18 protein-coding genes and 1 riboswitch are annotated in these 17,716 nt (G+C 70.6%); of the genes, 9 read left to right on the top strand and 9 right to left on the bottom strand.

The annotated features are described in order from the left end of the window. Window positions 1-107: 107 nt before the first annotated feature. Entirely contained in the window at window positions 108-1,253 is a 1,146-nt protein-coding gene (locus KGS77_RS16835) for an aminotransferase class V-fold PLP-dependent enzyme (protein WP_242582379.1), read from the top strand. 209 nt (window positions 1,254-1,462) lie between these two features. Here the strand turns inward: KGS77_RS16835 and KGS77_RS16830 are convergent, their stop codons facing one another. Next, window positions 1,463-1,621, bottom strand: a complete 159-nt coding sequence (locus tag KGS77_RS16830) for a hypothetical protein (RefSeq protein WP_242582377.1) — start codon at window positions 1,619-1,621, stop codon at window positions 1,463-1,465. A gap of 434 nt (window positions 1,622-2,055) precedes the next feature. Here KGS77_RS16830 and KGS77_RS16825 point away from each other — a divergent pair, with 434 nt between their 5' ends. Beyond that, window positions 2,056-2,898, top strand: a complete 843-nt coding sequence (locus tag KGS77_RS16825; RefSeq protein ID WP_242582375.1) for a TetR/AcrR family transcriptional regulator — start codon at window positions 2,056-2,058, stop codon at window positions 2,896-2,898. Here KGS77_RS16825 and KGS77_RS16820 read toward each other — a convergent pair. Continuing rightward, entirely contained in the window at window positions 2,868-3,323 is a 456-nt protein-coding gene (locus KGS77_RS16820) for a GNAT family N-acetyltransferase (protein ID WP_242582373.1), read from the bottom strand. The two genes, KGS77_RS16825 and KGS77_RS16820, sit on opposite strands and share 31 nt — an antisense overlap. 32 nt (window positions 3,324-3,355) lie before the next feature. Then, the gene (locus KGS77_RS16815) at window positions 3,356-3,763 is read right to left on the bottom strand and encodes a MarR family transcriptional regulator (protein ID WP_242587513.1); all 408 of its coding nucleotides are present in this window, start codon (window positions 3,761-3,763) and stop codon (window positions 3,356-3,358) included. Window positions 3,764-4,160: 397 nt separating this feature from the next. On the opposite strand from KGS77_RS16815, the gene KGS77_RS16810 reads away from it, so the two are divergent. Next, the gene (locus KGS77_RS16810) at window positions 4,161-5,441 is read left to right on the top strand and encodes an MFS transporter (protein WP_242582371.1); all 1,281 of its coding nucleotides are present in this window, start codon (window positions 4,161-4,163) and stop codon (window positions 5,439-5,441) included. Between the two features lie 68 nt (window positions 5,442-5,509). Here KGS77_RS16810 and KGS77_RS16805 read toward each other — a convergent pair whose 3' ends face one another. Next, window positions 5,510-6,070: a DUF2269 domain-containing protein gene (locus KGS77_RS16805; RefSeq protein WP_242582369.1), complete on the bottom strand. Its 561-nt coding sequence runs from the start codon at window positions 6,068-6,070 to the stop codon at window positions 5,510-5,512. Between the two features lie 264 nt (window positions 6,071-6,334). On the opposite strand from KGS77_RS16805, the gene KGS77_RS16800 reads away from it, so the two are divergent. Both KGS77_RS16800 and KGS77_RS16795 read left to right on the top strand, forming a co-directional pair. Then, window positions 6,335-6,973, top strand: a complete 639-nt coding sequence (locus KGS77_RS16800) for an HAD-IB family phosphatase (protein ID WP_242582367.1) — start codon at window positions 6,335-6,337, stop codon at window positions 6,971-6,973. 342 nt (window positions 6,974-7,315) lie between these two features. Further along, complete coding sequence (locus KGS77_RS16795) at window positions 7,316-8,701, top strand: globin domain-containing protein (RefSeq protein ID WP_242587512.1); 1,386 nt, start codon at window positions 7,316-7,318, stop codon at window positions 8,699-8,701. A gap of 144 nt (window positions 8,702-8,845) precedes the next feature. Here KGS77_RS16795 and KGS77_RS16790 read toward each other — a convergent pair whose 3' ends face one another. The 4 genes from KGS77_RS16790 to KGS77_RS16775 all read right to left on the bottom strand — a co-directional run bounded on the left by KGS77_RS16790 (window position 8,846) and on the right by KGS77_RS16775 (window position 12,400). Then, the gene (locus KGS77_RS16790; RefSeq protein ID WP_242582365.1) at window positions 8,846-9,325 is read right to left on the bottom strand and encodes an NUDIX hydrolase; all 480 of its coding nucleotides are present in this window, start codon (window positions 9,323-9,325) and stop codon (window positions 8,846-8,848) included. 124 nt (window positions 9,326-9,449) lie between these two features. Beyond that, complete coding sequence (locus tag KGS77_RS16785) at window positions 9,450-10,346, bottom strand: LysR family transcriptional regulator (RefSeq protein WP_242582362.1); 897 nt, start codon at window positions 10,344-10,346, stop codon at window positions 9,450-9,452. A 216-nt stretch (window positions 10,347-10,562) separates the two neighbouring features. Continuing rightward, a complete protein-coding gene (locus KGS77_RS16780; RefSeq protein ID WP_242582359.1) occupies window positions 10,563-11,702 on the bottom strand; it encodes a cystathionine gamma-lyase in 1,140 nt (379 codons plus the stop codon). Between the two features lie 317 nt (window positions 11,703-12,019). Beyond that, a complete protein-coding gene (locus KGS77_RS16775) occupies window positions 12,020-12,400 on the bottom strand; it encodes a phage holin family protein (RefSeq protein WP_242582350.1) in 381 nt (126 codons plus the stop codon). A 65-nt stretch (window positions 12,401-12,465) separates the two neighbouring features. Between KGS77_RS16775 and KGS77_RS16770 the strand changes: the two genes are divergently transcribed. The 3 genes from KGS77_RS16770 to KGS77_RS16760 all read left to right on the top strand — a co-directional run bounded on the left by KGS77_RS16770 (window position 12,466) and on the right by KGS77_RS16760 (window position 14,034). Then, the gene (locus KGS77_RS16770) at window positions 12,466-12,783 is read left to right on the top strand and encodes a cupin domain-containing protein (RefSeq protein WP_242582347.1); all 318 of its coding nucleotides are present in this window, start codon (window positions 12,466-12,468) and stop codon (window positions 12,781-12,783) included. 184 nt (window positions 12,784-12,967) lie between these two features. Then, window positions 12,968-13,186 (top strand): DUF5326 family protein, encoded by a 219-nt coding sequence (locus tag KGS77_RS16765; RefSeq protein WP_242587511.1) that lies wholly within the window; start codon window positions 12,968-12,970, stop codon window positions 13,184-13,186. Between the two features lie 422 nt (window positions 13,187-13,608). Beyond that, window positions 13,609-14,034 carry an SsgA family sporulation/cell division regulator gene (locus tag KGS77_RS16760; RefSeq protein WP_242587510.1) on the top strand — a complete coding sequence of 142 codons (426 nt, stop codon included), beginning with the start codon at window positions 13,609-13,611 and terminating at the stop codon, window positions 14,032-14,034. Window positions 14,035-14,137: 103 nt separating this feature from the next. On the opposite strand, the gene KGS77_RS16755 is transcribed toward KGS77_RS16760, so the two are convergent. Continuing rightward, window positions 14,138-15,598 carry a YibE/F family protein gene (locus KGS77_RS16755; protein WP_242582344.1) on the bottom strand — a complete coding sequence of 487 codons (1,461 nt, stop codon included), beginning with the start codon at window positions 15,596-15,598 and terminating at the stop codon, window positions 14,138-14,140. A 71-nt stretch (window positions 15,599-15,669) separates the two neighbouring features. Further along, a riboswitch (TPP riboswitch) is annotated at window positions 15,670-15,828 on the top strand. On the opposite strand from KGS77_RS16755, the gene thiC reads away from it, so the two are divergent. Continuing rightward, a complete protein-coding gene (gene thiC / locus KGS77_RS16750; RefSeq protein ID WP_242582341.1) occupies window positions 15,822-17,606 on the top strand; it encodes a phosphomethylpyrimidine synthase ThiC in 1,785 nt (594 codons plus the stop codon). Its footprint overlaps the riboswitch before it by 7 nt. Window positions 17,607-17,716: the final 110 nt, after the last annotated feature.

Below are 17,716 nucleotides of genomic sequence, written 5' to 3'. Positions count from 1 at the left end.
GTGCGCCCCGTACGGCGGGGGTCCCGGAGGCGGACGTACAGTCGTGCGCAGACACCAGGAGCCGCCGCAGTGCGGTTCACTACCGCTGGAAGGCCACTGTGACTGCCGTGACTGATGCCACCGCGAACTTCGACGCTCCGGTCCTTCTCGACCTGCCGCCGCTCAGCGCGTCCCGCTTCGCACGTATCGAGGACAAGGTTGCCGCGCTGATGCGGACCCGTGCGGATGTGGTGGCCATGCAGGGCGAGGCGCTGCTGCCCTTGGAGGCGTGCATCCGCTCGGCCGTACGGCCCGGCAGCACCGCGCTGAACATCGTCACCGGCCCCTACGGAGAGACCTTCGGCGGCTGGCTGCGCTCCTGCGGTGCCGAGGTCGTCACGATTTCCGCGCCCTTCACAGGCGCGGTGAGCCCTCAGCAGGTCGCCGACGCGCTGCGCGAGCACCCGGCGATCGACTTCGTGAGCCTGGTGCACGCGGAGGCCGCGACGGGGAACACCAACCCGGTCGCCGGGATCGGTGAGGTGGTGCGGGAACACGGCGCGCTGCTGATGCTGGACGCGGTCGCGTCGGTGGGGGCGGAGCCGCTGCTGACCGATGAGTGGGGAGTGGATCTGTGCGTGATCGGCGGGCAGAAGGCGCTCGCCGGACCGGCCGGCGTCTCGGTCGTGTCCGTCAGCGCCCGGGCGTGGGAGCGGATCGCCGCGAACGAGCAGGCGCCGCGGCGCTCCTACCTCTCCCTGCTGGACTGGAAGGAGCGCTGGGTCGACGGGGGACGTACCGCTCTGCCGCACGCTCCGGCGCAACTGGAGATGCTGGCGCTGGAGCAGGCCGTGGACCGCGTGGAGGCCGAGGGCCTGGAGGTGGCCGTCAAGCGTCACCGTGCGGCTGCGGCGGCTGTGCGGACCGGCGTACGGGCGCTGGGTGGTCTCACCCCGTACGTAGTTCGTGACCAGGACGCGGCGCCGGTGGCCACCACGCTCCGGGCCCCGGCGGATGTGGATGCCCGGGAGGTCGTGGCTGCCGCACTGGGTGCTGCGGGCCCGTCGGCGACGGTGCCGGTGCAGGCCGCCGCGGGAGACCTCGCCAAGGAGATGATCCGGGTGAATCACTACGGACAGGCCGCGGACCGCGATGTCGTCCTGGATTCCCTGTCGGCACTGGCGGCCGGGCTGCAAGCCCTCGGTGTGACGGTGAACGCCGAAGCGGCTGCCGCGGTGGCGGGCGCGGCGTGGGATGAGGCGATTGCCCGCTGAGGCGTCGTACGGACGTGATGTCCGCGCGTTGTGGTCTTGCGCGGGCGTGATGTCGCTGTGCAATGGGGGGTGTTTCACGTGAAACACCCCCCATTGCTGTCTGATCATCGGCGCGGCGCGGCGCGCGGCGGCCGTCCGGCCGTTTCACGTGAAACAACGATCCAGGCGAAGATTGGATCACTCGTCGCGCAACTCCGTTGGTGGTGACGTCAGTTCAGCAGTTGCTTGAGCTGCTGTGCCCCGTGCCGATGCAGCCCGGTGCCGAAACTCATCAGGGCGGGGTGGATGGCGCGTAGCGCGTCGATGTCGCCCTTGAAGGCACGGCGGTCGCTCAGCCACTGGAGGCCGTCCGCCGAGTCGTGACTCATCGCGCGCGTCTGCGGCATCGCGGCCGTACCGGGTCTCCTCGCACCGGTCGAAGTCCGGTGGCAGGCCAGGTGAACCGAAGGCAGGCTGGATGCTGAAGACGCCATGGGCGCCTTTGAGGGCGTCCTCCAGTGACGCCAGGTAGGCCATGTCGACGGTTCGTACCTCCGCGCCGACGGCGGCCGGGGCGCGGCTTGGGGCGTCGGCCGGGTCGCGTGTGAGTGCACGTACCGTCCATCCGCCCGCCGGCAGGCGGCGCGCAACCGCTCACCCTTGCTGTCCCATTGCGCTGGTCACCGCGACACCCCGACGGTTGGCGATCATGCGCAAACCTTTCCGTAGAATCGGAACGAGCGCCCCGTTTGAAAATGCGGAGCGCGGCCCCGGTTGTCAACGGATCCCGGACGGGCCCAGGCGGAGTTCAGGAGGTACGCGGATGGCGGACGCCAGGGCGACGCCCTCACGCGCGGACGCCCGGCGTAACAGGGCGCTGGTGCTGGAAGCTGCTCGATCCGCCTTCGAGGAGCAGGGGTTGGGCGTGCCGCTCGATGAGATCGCGCGCCGCGCGGGGGTGGGCGCGGGCACGGTCTATCGCCATTTCCCTTCCAAAGAAGCCCTGTTCAGGGCGGCCATCGCAGACCGGATAAGGCTTTTTGCCGATACCGCAAGGGACTTGGCGGACGCGGACGATCCCGTAGAGGTCTTCTTTCGTTTCCTCGCGTCGGTGGTGCGGCTGGCGTCACGGAACAAGGCGCTGTGTGACGCGTTGGAAGGATCCGGGGCGGGGGCCGGGGACGGCACGGAGGCCGGAGCGGGTGGTTACCGGCTCTCACCGGGCATGGAGCGGGACTTCGCTGACGCCCTGGGCACGCTTCTGACGCGGGCTCAGGAGGCGGGCGGCGTAAGGCCGGACGTGAGTCTGCCGGATGTGATGGCCCTGCTGGTCGGCTGTATGGCGATGGAACAGCGCAGGTCGGGGCCACGGGCTTCGGTGGGTGTGCCCGGGCGGATGACGGCGCTCATGTGTGACGGGCTCCGCCCCGAGCGCGCCGTAACGAAACTGGTGGTCGAGGCGGAGATTCGTAACGAAAGGGTGTGTGAGGAATGCGGCGGGCCGGTGCCACCGGCGCGTACGGGCCGGCCCGCGCGGTACTGCGGTGGCGCCTGTCGGCAGAAAGCGCACCGTGCCAGGACCAGGGGCCGGGCCCGTACCGGTCGGCGCTCCGGTCAGGAGGCTGACGGCGTCGCTCAGGAGAGCGGGCGCTTGAAGCCCAGGTGAGAAGCCTCGAAGCCGAGACGCTCATAGAAACGGTGGGCATCTACACGGGTCGCGTCCGAGGTCAGTTGCACCAGTTGGCAGCCCAGTGCGCGGGACTCCTCCACCGCCCAGTCGATCAGCCGGGTCCCCAGGCCGTTGCCCCGCTCGTCGGAGTGGACACGTACGCCCTCGATGATCGAGCGGGTCGCGCCGCGCCTGGACAGGCCGGGGACGACCGTGAGCTGAAGGGTGCCGACCGGTCGGCCCTCGCGCACCGCCACGATCAGATGCTGGTTGGGGTCCTGTGCGAGCCGCTCGTAAGCCGTACGGTACGGCGTCAGGTCGTCCGGGGACTCGCGGGTGGCTCCGAGGTGATCATCGGCCAGCATCGCCACGATGGCGGGAAGGTCGTCCTCGGTCGCGGGGCGGATCTCGTAATCGCTCATGGGCGCGACTTTATGGGGTGATCCACGGGGCGTCAGGTGGCGGGTGCGAGGGTCTCCACCGCCGTTACCAGCGGTGCGAGTTCAGGCCGCTTGGCCGCTTCCTCCAGGGCCTCACGCAGGGCCGTGTCGTGGGTCGGCCTGGCCTCGGCGAGCAGCGCGCAGCCCTTCTCGGTGACGTCGGTGTAGATGCCGCGCCGGTCATCGGGGCACAGGTAGCGGGAGAGCAGCCCTCGCGCTTCGAGGCGGGTCACCAGGCGGGTGGTCGCACTCTGGCTGAGGACGACGGAGTCGGCGACCTGGTGCATGCGCAGATGGCCGCCCGGTCCGTCGTGCTGTGCGCTGAGCACGTTCAGGACGGAGAACTCGCGGACGCTGAGGCCGTGGCCTGCCTGAAGGGCGCGCTCTATGTGCGCCTCCAGCCGCCCGTGCAGGGCCGCCAGGGCGCACCAGCCGGCGGCGAGACGGGTGGCGGGGGACGACTCGGCCGCGTCGCCGCATCCCGAAGTGGAGTGCGCGGGGTGCGGCTGCGACGCCGGCTGTGCGTGGGGCTGCTGCGGCTGGGCCTGCTGCTGGGACCGGGCCTGTTGTCCGGGCCGGGCCTGCTGCTGGGGCCGGGCCTGCGGTTGCTGCGTCATGGAGCTCTCCTTACGGGCCACCGGCCACTGGGACACGGACCACAAGCCGCGGGCCGCGGTGCGCTGCGCCCCTGGGCCACCGCCACGGGCCGTACGCACCAGGATAGGACACCAGCGAAATAGCCCGCGCTTGCAAGTAAGCAGCGCATGCAATTATTGTCGACGCCTGTTAAAGCCCTGCGCAACCTTCGAAGGGACGCTCATGCCTCTCGCACTCCTGGCGCTCGCCATCGGTGCCTTCGGGATCGGAATGACCGAGTTCGCGGTCATGGGCCTACTGCCCGACGTGGCCGCGGGGTTCGGCGTCCCGGTCCCCCTGGCCGGCTACGCGACCACCCTCTACGCCCTGGGGGTCGTACTCGGCGCGCCCTTGATGACGGTCCTGGGTACGCGTATGACCCGCAAGCAGATGCTGACGCTGCTGATGGGGCTGTTCGTGGTCGGCAACGTGATCACCGGGGCGGCGCCCACCTTCGAGGTGATGCTGGTCGGCCGGATCGTTTCCTCATTCACGCACGGCGCGTTCTTCGGCATCGGCTCGATCGTCGCGGCCGACCTGGTGGCGCCGCAGAAACGTGCCGTCGCCCTCTCGTTGATGTTCTCCGGCCTGACCGTCGCCAACGTCGTCGGCGTCCCTGCCGGCACCCTGCTCGCCCAGCAGGTGAGCTGGCGCGCCACCTTCTTCGTCATCGCCGCACTCGGCGTGATCGGCCTGGCCGGAGTCGCCGGACTCATACCGGCCCGGCCAGAGAAGGCCGCGGCCCGGCTCGGCCATGAGCTGGCCGTCTTCCGTAATCCCCAGGTCGGGCTGGCACTGCTGATGACCACCCTCGGCTTCGGCGGTGTCTTCGCGGCCGTCACGTACCTCGCCTCGATGATGACAGAGGTCACCGGCTTCGCGCCGCCCTCCGTCATCTGGCTGACGGCCGTCTTCGGCATCGGGATGGTCGGCGGGAACCTCATATCCGGCCGCTTCACCGACCGCGCGCTGCTACCGATGCTGTACGTGTCCCTGGGCGGCCTCGCGATCACCCTGGCCGCGTTCAGCTTCACCGCGCACGACAAGGTCGCCGCGACCGTCACCATCGTGCTGATCGGCGTCTTCGGCTTCGCGACCGTACCGCCGCTCCAGAAGCGGGTGATGGACCAGGCCGCCGCGGCGCCCACCCTGGCCTCCGCGGGCAATATCGCTGCCTTCAACTTCGGCAACGCGCTGGCGGCCTGGCTCGGCGGGATCGTCATCTCGGCCGGACTCGGGTACACGGCACCGAACTGGGTCGGGGTGGCGATGACGGTGACGGCGCTGGGTGTCGCGTTCCTGTCGAGCGTGCTGGAGCGGCGGTCGGCCGGCCGGGGCCAGGACCACGGCCAGGGCCGGATCGTGGCCGCCGGTTCGGGGGTTGATGCCGCTGCCGGTGCTGGTGCGAGCGCCGGTGCACGTGATGCGAGCGGGGAGCGGGCCGGGGAAGCCGTACGGAACTGAGCCGGCCCGCTCGGCCCGCCCGCCGCTACGATCGCCTGCCCGCGTTCAGCACCGCGCTCGTCACCGCTTCATCGCGGCTGAGGTACCGGTCCGTCCTGGCGGTCGGCCGACCGGGACGGCCGCATCCGTCCGGCCTGCGCCCCCCGCAGTCGGACCCCGCGCTTCGTCAGCCCCCACGGTTTGAGTACGGAGACGGCGGTGATGAAAAAGTAGGTCGCCGTCGCCACGGCGGGGGCGACCACCATGCCGACGTCGGTGGCCGGGCTGCCGGCGGCTGCCCGGGCGGCGAGTTGAGCGATGCCCGGGCGCAGGGAGAAGGCCGTCAGCAGGACGGTCACCACGGTCAGCCAGAACTTGACGACGATCCAGCGGTGCCGGGCCAGCCCCCAGCGCGTACCCAGGGCCAGTACCAGCCCACTGATGAGCGTCAGCAGGGCGACGGGGATGAGCAGCCAGTCGCTGAAGATCTTCATGGCACGGTGGGTGACCACCGCGATGTCCGGTGAGCCCGTGGCCCAGCCGGTGACACTCAGGGTCAGCAGCCCGAGCGTCAGCCCGAACCAGCCGACGGATACGGCCACATGGACGACGAGGAGGGCCCGGCGGGCGGGCCGAGGGAGCTGCCGCATGTCGCCACTGTGGCAAGCGCCGTCCGGTACGGCGTCTGCTGCCGGGAGTATCCGCTCATACGCGGCCCGAAGTAGGAGCCGAAAGCGGGCCCGGAGCAGGAGCCGAGAGCCAAATGCATGCGCTGAAAGCAGGCGCCGAAACAGGGCCCGGACGTAGGGGATCGAGGCAGGTGGGTCGTGAACCGGTGTGCCCGGGATGCGCGTTCCGCCGCAGCTTTTCTCATCGGCCACTCCGATCACGCACACCCCCCTAAGCTCACTGGCATGGCGAAGCTGCATCTGTTCGACATGGACGGGACCCTGCTCTACCGTTCCGCCGCGGCCGTGGAGATCTCCCGGCAGCTCGGCCTGCAGCGGGAGATCGGGGAACTGGAGCGGGCCTTCGCGGCGGGTGAGCTGACCCCGGCGCGGTTCGCGCAGCTCGCCCGCGAGTTGTGGACGGAGCTGACCGACGACCTGGTGGCGGCGGCGTTCGAGGGTGCGCCGTGGCTGACGGGCATACGGGAGGTGTGGGCGGACATCCGCGAGCGCGGTGAGCGGTGCGCGGTGATCTCACTGTCACCGGGCTTCTTCGTGGAACGCCTGCTGGCGTGGGGAGCGGACGCGGCACACGGTTCGCGCTGGCCCGCGGTGCCTTTTCGCGAGCCGGTGGAGCCTGAAGGCATTCTTTCCGCGTCCACGAAGGTCAAGACGGCGGACGAGTTGTGCGCGGCCTTCGGGCTGACGCGTGCGGACTGTGTGGCGTACGGAGATTCCTGGTCCGACGCGGAGCTGTTTGCCCGGCTTCCCGTGTCGGTGGCGGTGAACGCCGATCACCACGTCCGTGAGCTGGCCTCGTACGCGTACGAGGGACGGGATCTGCGCGAGGCGTACGCACTGGTACGGGCCGGAGCCGGCCGGTGATCCCGGACGGCGGCTGCTGCTGAACTCGGACGGCGGCCTCCGGTGAGCCCGTACGGCTGCCGAAGGACGTGCGAAGGATGTGCGGAGCCTGTCAGCGTATCGGCAACGCGCCCTTCGCTGCCCGGACTTCCGGCTGTCCGGCCGGTGTGAGGGGGTGCGGTGGCAGGCTGCGGGGACGGCAGCCGCGGTGATCGCGGTGAATGCGCGGTGACTGTGGGCCGTAGGTCCGCCGCAGGTCAGCCGCATGTCCGGAGAGCGAGGCAGACCATGGGCGGTCAGGCCATGGGTGATCGAGTCATGGGAGGCCGGGCCGAGAAGGGACAGGCCGGGGACGACCGAGCAGTGGGTGGTCAGGCCGGGCCGGGCCGGGGTCCCGGTCGTCCGGCCGTCCACCCGATCAGGCCGGTCGGAACCGCCGCCGACCGCCGACGTGCCCAGGGCGCCACTCCTCCGGAACCCGCCCCCGCTCCCGCTTCCTCCCCCGTTTCCCCTCCCGCTGACGTCTCTCCCGTGCCTGGCATCTCTTCCGTGCCTGACGTCTCTCCGGTCCCCGTCTCTCCCGTTCCTGATAAGTCCTCCGTCCCCACTGCCTCCCCCGACACGCTCCTGATCCGGCGCACCCTCGCCGAGATCGACCCCGTCTCCGACCGGGCGACCTCCTACTTCTACGCCCTCCTCTTCCTACGGCACCCCGATCTGCGCGCCCTCTTCCCCGCCGCGATGGACGCCCAGCGCGACCGCCTCTTCAAAGCACTGCTCACCGCCGCCGAGCACGCCGACGACACCGGCACGCTCACCGCCTACCTCTCGCACCTCGGCCGTGGCCATCGCAAGTACGGCACGCTGCCCGGGCACTACCCGGCCGTCGGTACGTGCCTGCTCGGCGCGCTCGCCCGGTACGCCCCCCGGACCTGGAGCCAGGACTGCGAGGGCGCCTGGGTACGTACGTACGCCGTGATCTCCGAGATCATGATCGATTCGGCCGCGGAGGACGAGGCGAAGGCTCCTCCGTGGTGGCACGCGGAGGTGGTCTCGCACGAGCTGCGCACACCCGACATAGCGATCGTGTCCGTACGGCCCGACCAGCCCTACCCCTTTCTCGCCGGTCAGTACACGAGCCTGGAAACGCCCTGGTGGCCACGTGTGTGGCGGCACTACTCCTTCGCCGCGGCGCCCCGCTCCGACGGCCTGCTCTCCTTCCACGTGAAGGCGGTTCCGGCCGGCTGGGTGTCCAACGCCCTGGTCCATCGCGCCCGCCCCGGCGACGTCATCCGCCTCGGACCCCCATCCGGTTCCATGACCGTAGACCACGCCACTGACAACGGCCTGCTGTGCCTGGGCGGCGGTACGGGCATCGCGCCGATCAAAGCGCTGGTCGAGGACATCGCCGAACACGGCCGGCGCCGCCCGGTCGACGTCTTCTACGGAGCCAGCAGCGACTACGGCCTCTATGACATCGACACCATGCTACGGCTGCAACAGACCCATCCCTGGCTGTCCGTACGCCCGGTCGTGGCGTCCGGCCCGGCGCGCGGGGCCATCAGCACGCTGTGCTGCCAACTCCCCGACGCCGTGCAGCACTACGGGCCGTGGGGCGAGTACGACGCGTACGTGTCCGGGCCGCCCGGCATGATCCGCAGCGGTGTGCACGCGCTGGTGGGCGCCGGGATTCCGGCCGACCGGATCCGGCACGACGCCCTCGAAGAGCTGGTCGCGGCGGGACGGTGAAACGCGGGAAACGGGAGACGGGAGACGTTCCACGGGCGACTGGCGACGTGCCACGGGCGTCGTACGACGGGCGACGGGCGTCCTTCACCCTGGCACCGTCCCCCGCATCGCCCCGGTTCTTCCGCGCTACCCAAGTACTCCGCATCACCCCAGGTCGGGAGCGTGCAGTGCGCGGATGCCCTCGATGTTGCCGTCCAGGTAGTGCCGCAGCGAGAGGGGTACGACGTCGACGGAGGCGATCCCGACCCGGGTGAAGGGCACCCGCACCACCTCGTACTGCCCGCACGGTTCGTCGACTTCGGGGCCGTGCCGCCGCGAGAGATCCATCGAATCCAGTCGGCAGACGAAGAAGTGCTGCACCTTCACGCCGTCCACGCCCGAGTCGCTGAAGTGCTCGACGGTGTCCACGAAGACGGGCACCACGTCCCTGGCCTTGGCGCCGAGCTCCTCGTCCAGCTCGCGGTGGAGGGCGTCGACGACGGAGGCGTCCCCGGACTCCACCCCGCCGCCCGGAGTGATCCAATACGGGGCGCGGCCCGGCTTGGTGCGCTTGATGAGGATCAGGTCCTCGCCGTCGAGCAGGATGGCGCGGGCGGTGCGTTTGACGACTGGCCGTACGGTCATACGGGACAGATGCCGCGCCCGGCGCCTCGCGAAACCCACGCTCCACCACGCGCCCCGTGGCGCGCCGGCCGCACGGAGTGGCGCCGGGCGCACCCGGTCCCCGGCCGGGCGCGCCCGGTCCCCGTCACCACTCCCCGGCCGACTGCAGCAGCCATTCATGTGCCCGCGCGATGTGCGGTAGTGCCAGGGTCCCGGTCCGTACGACGAGGAAGTACGTGCGCAGCGGGGGGACGGGCGGGTCGAGGAGGGCGACGGCCTCGCCGGCCTCAAGGGCGGCCGAGCACAGATAGCGCGGCAGTACGGCCAGCCCCGCGCCCGCCGTCACGCACGCCAGCACGGCGCGCAGGTCGGAGGCGATGACGGCGGCGGAGGCGGTGGGCTCGGCCTCGAAGACCGTGGCCCAGTAGCGGGTGATCAGCGGCAGGCTCTCGTGGACCTCGACGAACGGTACGGCCTCCAGCGCCCGTACGCCTTCGGCCCGTACCGCCGCCGGACCTCCCAGGTGGGCCGCCCAGCGCGGCCCGGTGATCAGCACGTGCTCCTCGTCGCACAGAGGGGTGGCGGCGAGCAGTGCGCCGCGCGGGCGGGTGGTGGTCAGGGCCAGGTCGTGGTGGCCCGCGGCGAGGCCGGTCAGCAGTTCTTCCGTGGGGCCGAAGGCGGTACGGACGGACAGTCCCCGGGCGATCAGCGGGGTCAGCGCGGGCAGGACGCGTTCCGCGGTGAACTCGGGCGGGCCGGCGAGGTGGAGGGTGCGGGTGACGGACTCCTCGTCGAGGTCCGCCTCGGTGATCTCGGTGAGGGCGTCCAGGTGCGGGGCGATCTTGTGGGCGAGTTCGTCGCCGACGGTGGTGGGGGTGACCCCGCGGGATCCTCGTAAGAACAGCGGTCGCCCCAATTGGCGTTCCAGGGACCGTATCTGGCTGGTGACGGCGGGCTGGGACAGTCCCAGGAGGGACGCGGCCCGGGTGAAGGAGCCGGCTCGGTGGACCGTGACGAAGGTGCGTAACAGTGCCAGATCCATACGTACCTCCTTCGCGCTCCGGAGCCTGGTCGTGGGCCAACTATAAATATGTCGATAGGACTGTACCGCTGGCGTGATTGGACACTGACGGTGAGTCAACTAGCCTTGTCTGCACGGTTCGCTGGGCATGGAACCGGGGCCGACGGGGTAACGAGGGGGGATACCCCGCCGGCCCGCTTTACGTAGCGACAGCGGTACGGGCCCGGCCCCCTCGCCTCATGGGGAGCGTCGTTTGCGGCCCGCGGTGTCCAGGGCCCGGAGCACGTCCGCGATCAGGTCCGCCGGCTCCTCCACCCCCACGGAGAAGCGGATGAAACCTTCCGGCACGGCGTCCCCGCCCCAGCGCCCGCGCCGCTCGGCCGTGGAACGTACGCCGCCGAAGCTCGTCGCGTCGTCCACCAGGTCCAGCGCTTCGAGGAAACGTTCCGCGTATGCGCGGTCGGGCAGCGTGAAGGACACCACACACCCGAACCTCCCCTCGCGCATCTGCCGGGCGGCGGTCTCGTGCGCGGGATCGGAGGGCAGGCCGGGGTGGCGCAGTCCGGTCACCTCCGGGTGGTCGCGCAGCGCCTCGGCGAGGGCGAGCGCGCCGGCCGCCTGCTGCCGTACGCGCAGGGCGAGCGTGGCCAGTGAGCGGTGCGCCAGCCACGCCTCCATGGGGCCGGGGATCGCGCCGACGGTCTTGCGCCAGGTGCGTACCGCATCGGCCAGGGCCGTGTCCCGGGTGGTGACATAGCCCAGGAGGACATCGCCGTGGCCGGTCAGGGCCTTGGTGCCGCTGGCTACGGAGAAATCGGCGTCCAGGTCCAGGGGTCGCTGCCCCAGAGGGGTGGCGAGGGTGTTGTCGACGGCGACCAGCGCCCCGCGGGCGTGCGCCGCCCGCGCCAGGCGCCGGATGTCGCACACCTCCAGACCCGGGTTGGAGGGCGACTCGATCCACAGCAGCCGGGCGCCGTCCAGCGCTTCGAGCTGCGCGTCACCGGCCGTGGGCGCCGTACGCACCTCGATGCCGTAGCTCTCCAGGCGTTCGCGTACGGCCGGCAGGAGCTGGTACCCGTCGCTGGGCAGGACGACCGCGTCACCGGCGCGCAACTGGGAGAAGAGGACGGCGGCGACGGCGGCCATCCCGGAGGCGAAGGTGATGGTGTGCGCGGGCGCGTCCGGGGACTCCAGCTCGCCGATGGCGGTTTCCAGCCGGGTCCAGGTGGGGTTGGCCTCCCGGCCGTATGTGTACGGGCCGATCGCGTCACCGGGGAGGTGGAAGTGGGCGGCGAAGACCGGGCCAGGCAGGGCGGGTTCGTACGCCGCCGCCTTTGGGATCCCGGCCCGTACGACCCGTGTGCCGTCGCCCGTCATAGGTGCTCCCTCTCATCGGCCCTGTGTCGTCCGCCTGAGCCGTGTGTCATCCGTCTGAGCCGCGTGCCGTCCGCCTGCCGTCGCGGCCTCGATGGTTGCCCCGCGGCTCTCGCGGCTCTCGCGGCTCTCGTGGTCCCGTGGCCGGTCCTGGGAGCCGCCGCGGGCCGTGTCCTCCACTCCTACCTCTACCTCACCCGGCCGCGGCTCGTCGGTCACCGCGCGCCGACGAGGCCGGATCGGTTCCCTGGCGGCGGGGGAACCGCAGCGCTCCCTGATCTTGGCGGACATGGGACGGCCGTGATGCCGGGGAAAGTGGATCAGTCCCGGTCGTCGGGGAGGACCACATGCATCGCCCACGAAACGATCGAGATGATCACGCCCCCGAGGAGAGCGGTCCAGAAGCCTTCCACATGGAAGGCGAGGTGGAGTTTGTCCGCCAGCCAGGAGGTGAGCAGCAGCATCAGCGCGTTCACCACGAGTGTGAAGAGGCCGAGGGTGAGGATGAACAGCGGCAGGGACAGCAGCTTCACCACGGGCTTGACGATGAAGTTCACCACCCCGAAGAGCAGCGCCACCAGGGCCAGCGTCAGCGCCTTGCGGCCGGTGTTCTCACCGGTCAGCGTGATGTCCTTGAGCAGCCAGATGGCCACGGCCAGCGCCGCGGCATTGGCGATCGTCTTGACCAGGAAATTCTTCATGGTGAGATCGTCGCAGACCGGGCGGACCCGTGGTGATGACGTGGACAGGGAGAGGTACGGAGGGCATGAAGGCATTCAAGCTGGACGAACTGGAGGCGGAGCGGGCCGCGAACGACGGCGCGTATCTGCAGTTCCTGCGTGAGCGGAACATGTCGGTGGGCCTGTACGCGCTGGACGCGGGCAGCACCGACCCGCAGCAGCCGCACGATCAGGACGAGGTCTACCTCGTCATGAGCGGGCGGGCGGCGATCACCGTCGGCACGGAGACGACATCGGTCGCGCGCGGCAGCGTGGTGTACGTGCCTGCCGGAGTGCCCCACAAGTTCCACCACATCAGCGAGGACCTGCGGGTCATGGTGGTCTTCTCTCCACCCGAAAGCTGAGGGACGGCCCCCTGAACCCGTAAGGGTCGGGTCAGGGGAGGACCGGGGCTGCGCGGCCCCCGCGGGAGCGCACGCCGTCCTAGCATCGTTGGTGCAGGAAGAAGCGGAGATTCGGCGCGAAGGAAACGCGACGGCCGACCCGGACGATGCGAGAGCACACAGAAAGCAGGGCAGAGCAATGGCTGTGAAGGAGATATTCGCGGGGCTTCCGTGGTGGGTGAAGTGGGTCGCGGTGCCCGTCGTCCTGATCGTCGTCTTCGGCGGACTGATCGGCAGCCTGGTCGGCTTCATCGTCGGCCTGCTCTTCAAGATCCTCGTCGCCGTGGCATTGATCGCCGGAGTGATCTACCTGGTGCGCCGGTTCAACGGTTCCTCGTCGTCCTCGTCCAAGAGCGAGTGGTGAGATCCCCTCTCACCTCCCTCTCCTTGACGTACGGACCTCGTCGTCCCCACCGTCGCGTCGGCGCCCCGCTCCCGGTCCGGAGCGGGGCGTTGGCGTAGCGGGCGCACTTCGGGGCGCGTCCCACGGACGTGCGCTGAGCCAGGTGGGGTAACTCGGCCGCGGACCGGACTGCCGCACCGGAAGCCGGAGTTAGAGTGCGGACGATCCGCCGTGCCCGGGTGGACTGCGAACACCATGAGTACGCCGTCGGACACCAGGAGTACGCCGTCGGCTCGGTCTGCGCGGCCACCCCGGTTCAGGTGGGGCCGGCCGCCGCCGGTCCGGCGGTCCCGCTGCCGACGGGCGAGGCGGGCCGACCATGGCGTGAACAGGGCCACGAGGGGCAGTTCATGGCCGACCGAGACCAGCACGGGCAGAGGTTGATGACCGACACGGTTCAGGCAGAAGTGACCATGAGTTTCCTCGTGTCCGAGGAACTCACCTTCCGGATCCCGGTGGAGCTGGCGTTCACCGGCGCCGACCCCTACGCGATCCGCCTCACCTTCGACCTGCCCGGTGATGCGCCGGTGACCTGGACGTTCGGCCGGGAGCTGCTGCTGGACGGGCTGAGCGGACCCGCCGGGGCCGGGGATGTGCGCATCGAGCCGGTCTCGCCCGAGCGGCTCGGCGACGTCTTCATCAGCCTGCGGGTCGGGCACGACACCGCGCTGTTCCGTGCCGGTGCCGCGCCCCTGGTGGCCTTCCTGGACCGTACGGACCGCGTCGTACCCATGGGGGAGGAGGAGGTGTGCGACACGCTCGACACGGCGCTGGACCGCATCCTTACGGAGGCCCAGCAGACGGGGTGAGGAGGGCGGACCGCAGCAGGTGCGCAATGGTCCGCAACACCTACGCGACGGGTGCGCAGCAGGCCCGCCGTGGTCCGCGGCTGGTCCAACGCAACGGCGGCGGTCAGTGTTTGCGGCGTCGGCCGCGCGCTCCGTGCCGGGTACGTTCCGTGCCGCCCCGCTGTGTGCCGACGACGCGCAGCGTGCTTCGGCGCTCCCCGGCCCCGCGTTGCCACTCTCCGTGCCGTGCGCCCCCGTTGCCCGTACCCCTGCGGTTGGTGCGCCCGCCGTCCGTGTCCGCGCGGTCCGTGGCGACGACCAGTGCCGCGAGCAGCGTCGTCAGGGGCACCGACGCCACCAGCCCGACGCTGCCCACCAAAGTACGCACGATCTCCTCGGCGACCACCTCGCTGGTGGCGACCGTACCGACGCTGCTGTGTGCGATGGAGAACAGCAGGAGCAGCGGCAGCGCCGCACCCGCGTAGGCGAGCACCAGCGTGTTGACCACCGAGGCGATGTGGTCCCGTCCGATGCGCATCGCCGACCGGTACAAGGTGCGCCGGCTCGCCGACGGATCCGCCTCCTTCAGCTCCCACACGGCGGCCGTCTGCGTGACCGTCACATCGTCCAGCACCCCCAGCGAGCCGATGATGATGCCCGCCAGCAGCAGGCCGCGGACCTCGATGTCCGGGTAGAGACCGTGCACCAGACCGGTCTGGTCGTCGGTGTTGCCGGTCAGGTGCGCCCAGTCGATGAACCACGAGCCGAGCAGGCCGATCAGCAGCAGCGAGGCGAGGGTGCCCAGGACCGCCACGGACGTACGGGCCGTCAGCCCATGGCACATATAGAGCGCGATGAGCATGATCGCGCTGCCGCCGACCACCGCCACCGCCAGCGGATCGGACCCCTGGAGGATGGCCGGGAGGATGAACAGCGTCAGTACGCCGAAGCCGGTGACCAGCGCCACCAGCGCCAGTACGCCGCGCAGCCGGCCGACGACGACCACCGCGCCGGCGAAGATCGAGGCAAGCACCCACATGGGTGGTGTCCGGTCCACGTCGGTGACGGAGTACTGGAGGTCCCGGGGGGCTTTGGGGGAGTAGGCGACCACCACGCGCTGCCCGGCCGTGTAGCGGCGGGTGGCGTCGGGCGTCACCACCGTCTGAAAGGTGCGGCCCTTGTCCCGGCCGGTGGTGACCTCGACCGTGGCCCGCTCGCAGGGGCTGCTCCCCGGCGTGGCGCCCGCTCCGGGCCCCGGCCCCGGCCCCACCTGCGGCGGCCCGTCCCCGCCGCCCCCGGACCCCGGCCCCGATCCGCTCCCGGTCCCCGGCCCCGCGTTGACGTCCGCGCAGTCGACCTTGTCCACCCGTACCACCTCCGCCTGCTCGGTGGGCTGGTCGAAGCCGACCCCGGACGGCCGGTGGCCGGGAGGCCCGCCCGGCCACAGCACGACCAGCCCGGCCACAACGGCGGCGGCGAAGGGAATCAGCACTGCTGCGATGACCTTGCGGAGGTGCCGGGACACGGGCGCGGCGGGCCCGTGTCCGTGCGCGTGTGCATGTGTGTGGGACTCGGAGCGGGTCACCGACCGATCATCGCAAGAACCGACAGGGCCCCCTGTTCACCGCGCCATACCGGCCGCTACCGTGGTGACACCTTTGCAATCGCGGGAGCTCGGAGCACCGGGCTGAGAGGGCGCTGACCCCCGTACGGAACGTCCGGCCGAAGCCGGGAACGCCGTCACGGGAACCGCTGCGTCGACCGCCGAACCTGTTACCGGGTAATGCCGGCGTAGGGAGTGGGTCTCAATGACTCTGCAGGATGCACGCACGCCTGAAAACAACGGTGCCACCGAGGCGGAACAGCCCGGCTGGCACAAGGGCTACCTCTCCGGATCGCGCCCCGACCTGCGGGTCCCGGTCCGCCGTGTGCACCTCACCAACGGCAAGGACGTGACGCTGTACGACACGTCCGGGCCGTACACCGATCCGAACATCGAGACGGACGTCCGCCGCGGTCTCGCGCCGCTGCGGGAGAACTGGATCATCGCCCGCGGGGACACCGAGGAGTACGCCGGCCGCCCCCCGCGGCCGGAGGACGACGGCCTCAAGCACACCTCGCCGCGCGGCGGCCTGCGGAACCTGGACGCCGTCTTCCCCGGCCGGCCCCGGCAGCCGCGCCGCGGCCGGGCGGGCGCCGCGGTCACCCAGCTCGCCTACGCGCGGCGCGGCGAGATCACCGCGGAGATGGAGTACGTCGCCCTCCGCGAGAACGTGACACCGGAGTTCGTACGCGAGGAGATCGCGGCCGGCCGGGCCGTACTGCCCGCCAACGTCAACCACCCGGAGATCGAGCCGATGATCATCGGCAAGAACTTCCTGGTGAAGGTCAACGCCAACATCGGGAACTCCGCGGTCACCTCCTCCATCGAGGAGGAGGTCGAGAAGATGACCTGGGCGACCCGCTGGGGCGCCGACACGGTCATGGACCTGTCCACCGGCCGCAACATCCACACCACCCGCGAGTGGGTGCTGCGCAACTCCCCCGTCCCGATCGGCACCGTCCCCCTCTACCAGGCCCTGGAGAAGGTCGACGGCAAGGCCGAGGAGCTGACCTGGGAGATCTACAAGGACACCGTCATCGAGCAGGCCGAGCAGGGCGTGGACTACATGACCGTCCACGCGGGCGTACTGCTGCGGTACGTTCCGCTCACCGCCCGCCGCAAGACCGGCATCGTCTCGCGCGGCGGCTCGATCATGGCCGCCTGGTGCCTGGCGCACCACAAGGAGTCCTTCCTCTACACCCACTTCGAGGAGCTGTGCGAGATCCTGGCGTCCTACGACGTCACGTACTCCCTCGGTGACGGGCTGCGCCCCGGGTCCATCGCGGACGCCAACGACGAGGCGCAGTTCGCGGAGCTGCGTACCCTCGGCGAGCTGAACACCGTCGCCAAGCGGCACGGCGTGCAGACGATGATCGAGGGTCCGGGACACGTCCCGATGCACAAGATCAAGGAGAACATCGACCTCCAGCAGGAGATCTGCGAGGAGGCGCCCTTCTACACGCTGGGCCCGCTGACGACGGACGTCGCGCCCGCCTACGACCACATCACCTCCGGCATCGGCGCGGCGATGATCGCCTGGTGGGGCACGGCGATGCTGTGCTACGTCACCCCCAAGGAGCACCTGGGACTGCCGGACCGCGACGACGTGAAGACCGGTGTCATCACGTACAAGATCGCGGCGCATGCGGCGGACCTGGCGAAGGGCCACCCCGGCGCCCAGGACTGGGACGACGCGCTCTCCGACGCCCGCTTCGAGTTCCGCTGGGAGGACCAGTTCAACCTGGCCCTGGATCCGGACACGGCACGCGCCTTCCACGACGAGACGCTGCCGGCGGAGCCCGCGAAGACGGCGCACTTCTGCTCCATGTGCGGGCCGAAGTTCTGTTCGATGAAGATCTCTCAGGACATCCGGCGGCAGCACGGTGAGGACCTGGGGTCCGAGGGGATCGATCCGGAAGCGGGCATGGCGCAGAAGTCGAAGGAGTTCGCGGCGGCGGGCAACCGGGTGTATCTGCCGATCGCGGAGTAGGACGGCGGGCACACCGGGCACACCGGGCACACCGGGCATGCCGGACACACCGGGTACGGCAGGCAGGCACAGGTAGGCCAGGCAGGCCGGGCCGGCACCCAGGGGCCGGC

It is taken from the genome of Streptomyces sp. MST-110588 (assembly GCF_022695595.1).
Lineage (GTDB): Bacteria > Actinomycetota > Actinomycetes > Streptomycetales > Streptomycetaceae > Streptomyces.
Note: the sequence above shows the minus strand (reverse complement) of the source record. Positions and strands in the feature narration are given on the sequence as shown.

Excerpts from the sequence above, each read along its gene's own strand:
- KGS77_RS16830 (WP_242582377.1), bottom strand. The coding sequence starts at position 1,621 with ATGAGTCACGACTCGGCGGACGGCCTCCAGTGGCTGAGCGACCGCCGT.
- KGS77_RS16825 (WP_242582375.1), top strand. The coding sequence starts at position 2,056 with ATGGCGGACGCCAGGGCGACGCCCTCACGCGCGGACGCCCGGCGTAAC.
- KGS77_RS16820 (WP_242582373.1), bottom strand. The coding sequence starts at position 3,323 with ATGAGCGATTACGAGATCCGCCCCGCGACCGAGGACGACCTTCCCGCC.
- KGS77_RS16810 (WP_242582371.1), top strand. The coding sequence starts at position 4,161 with ATGCCTCTCGCACTCCTGGCGCTCGCCATCGGTGCCTTCGGGATCGGA.
- KGS77_RS16805 (WP_242582369.1), bottom strand. The coding sequence starts at position 6,070 with ATGCGGCAGCTCCCTCGGCCCGCCCGCCGGGCCCTCCTCGTCGTCCAT.
- KGS77_RS16800 (WP_242582367.1), top strand. The coding sequence starts at position 6,335 with ATGGCGAAGCTGCATCTGTTCGACATGGACGGGACCCTGCTCTACCGT.
- KGS77_RS16790 (WP_242582365.1), bottom strand. The coding sequence starts at position 9,325 with ATGACCGTACGGCCAGTCGTCAAACGCACCGCCCGCGCCATCCTGCTC.
- KGS77_RS16785 (WP_242582362.1), bottom strand. The coding sequence starts at position 10,346 with ATGGATCTGGCACTGTTACGCACCTTCGTCACGGTCCACCGAGCCGGC.
- KGS77_RS16780 (WP_242582359.1), bottom strand. The coding sequence starts at position 11,702 with ATGACGGGCGACGGCACACGGGTCGTACGGGCCGGGATCCCAAAGGCG.
- KGS77_RS16775 (WP_242582350.1), bottom strand. The coding sequence starts at position 12,400 with ATGAAGAATTTCCTGGTCAAGACGATCGCCAATGCCGCGGCGCTGGCC.
- KGS77_RS16770 (WP_242582347.1), top strand. The coding sequence starts at position 12,466 with ATGAAGGCATTCAAGCTGGACGAACTGGAGGCGGAGCGGGCCGCGAAC.
- KGS77_RS16760 (WP_242587510.1), top strand. The coding sequence starts at position 13,609 with ATGACCGACACGGTTCAGGCAGAAGTGACCATGAGTTTCCTCGTGTCC.
- thiC (WP_242582341.1), top strand. The coding sequence starts at position 15,822 with ATGACTCTGCAGGATGCACGCACGCCTGAAAACAACGGTGCCACCGAG.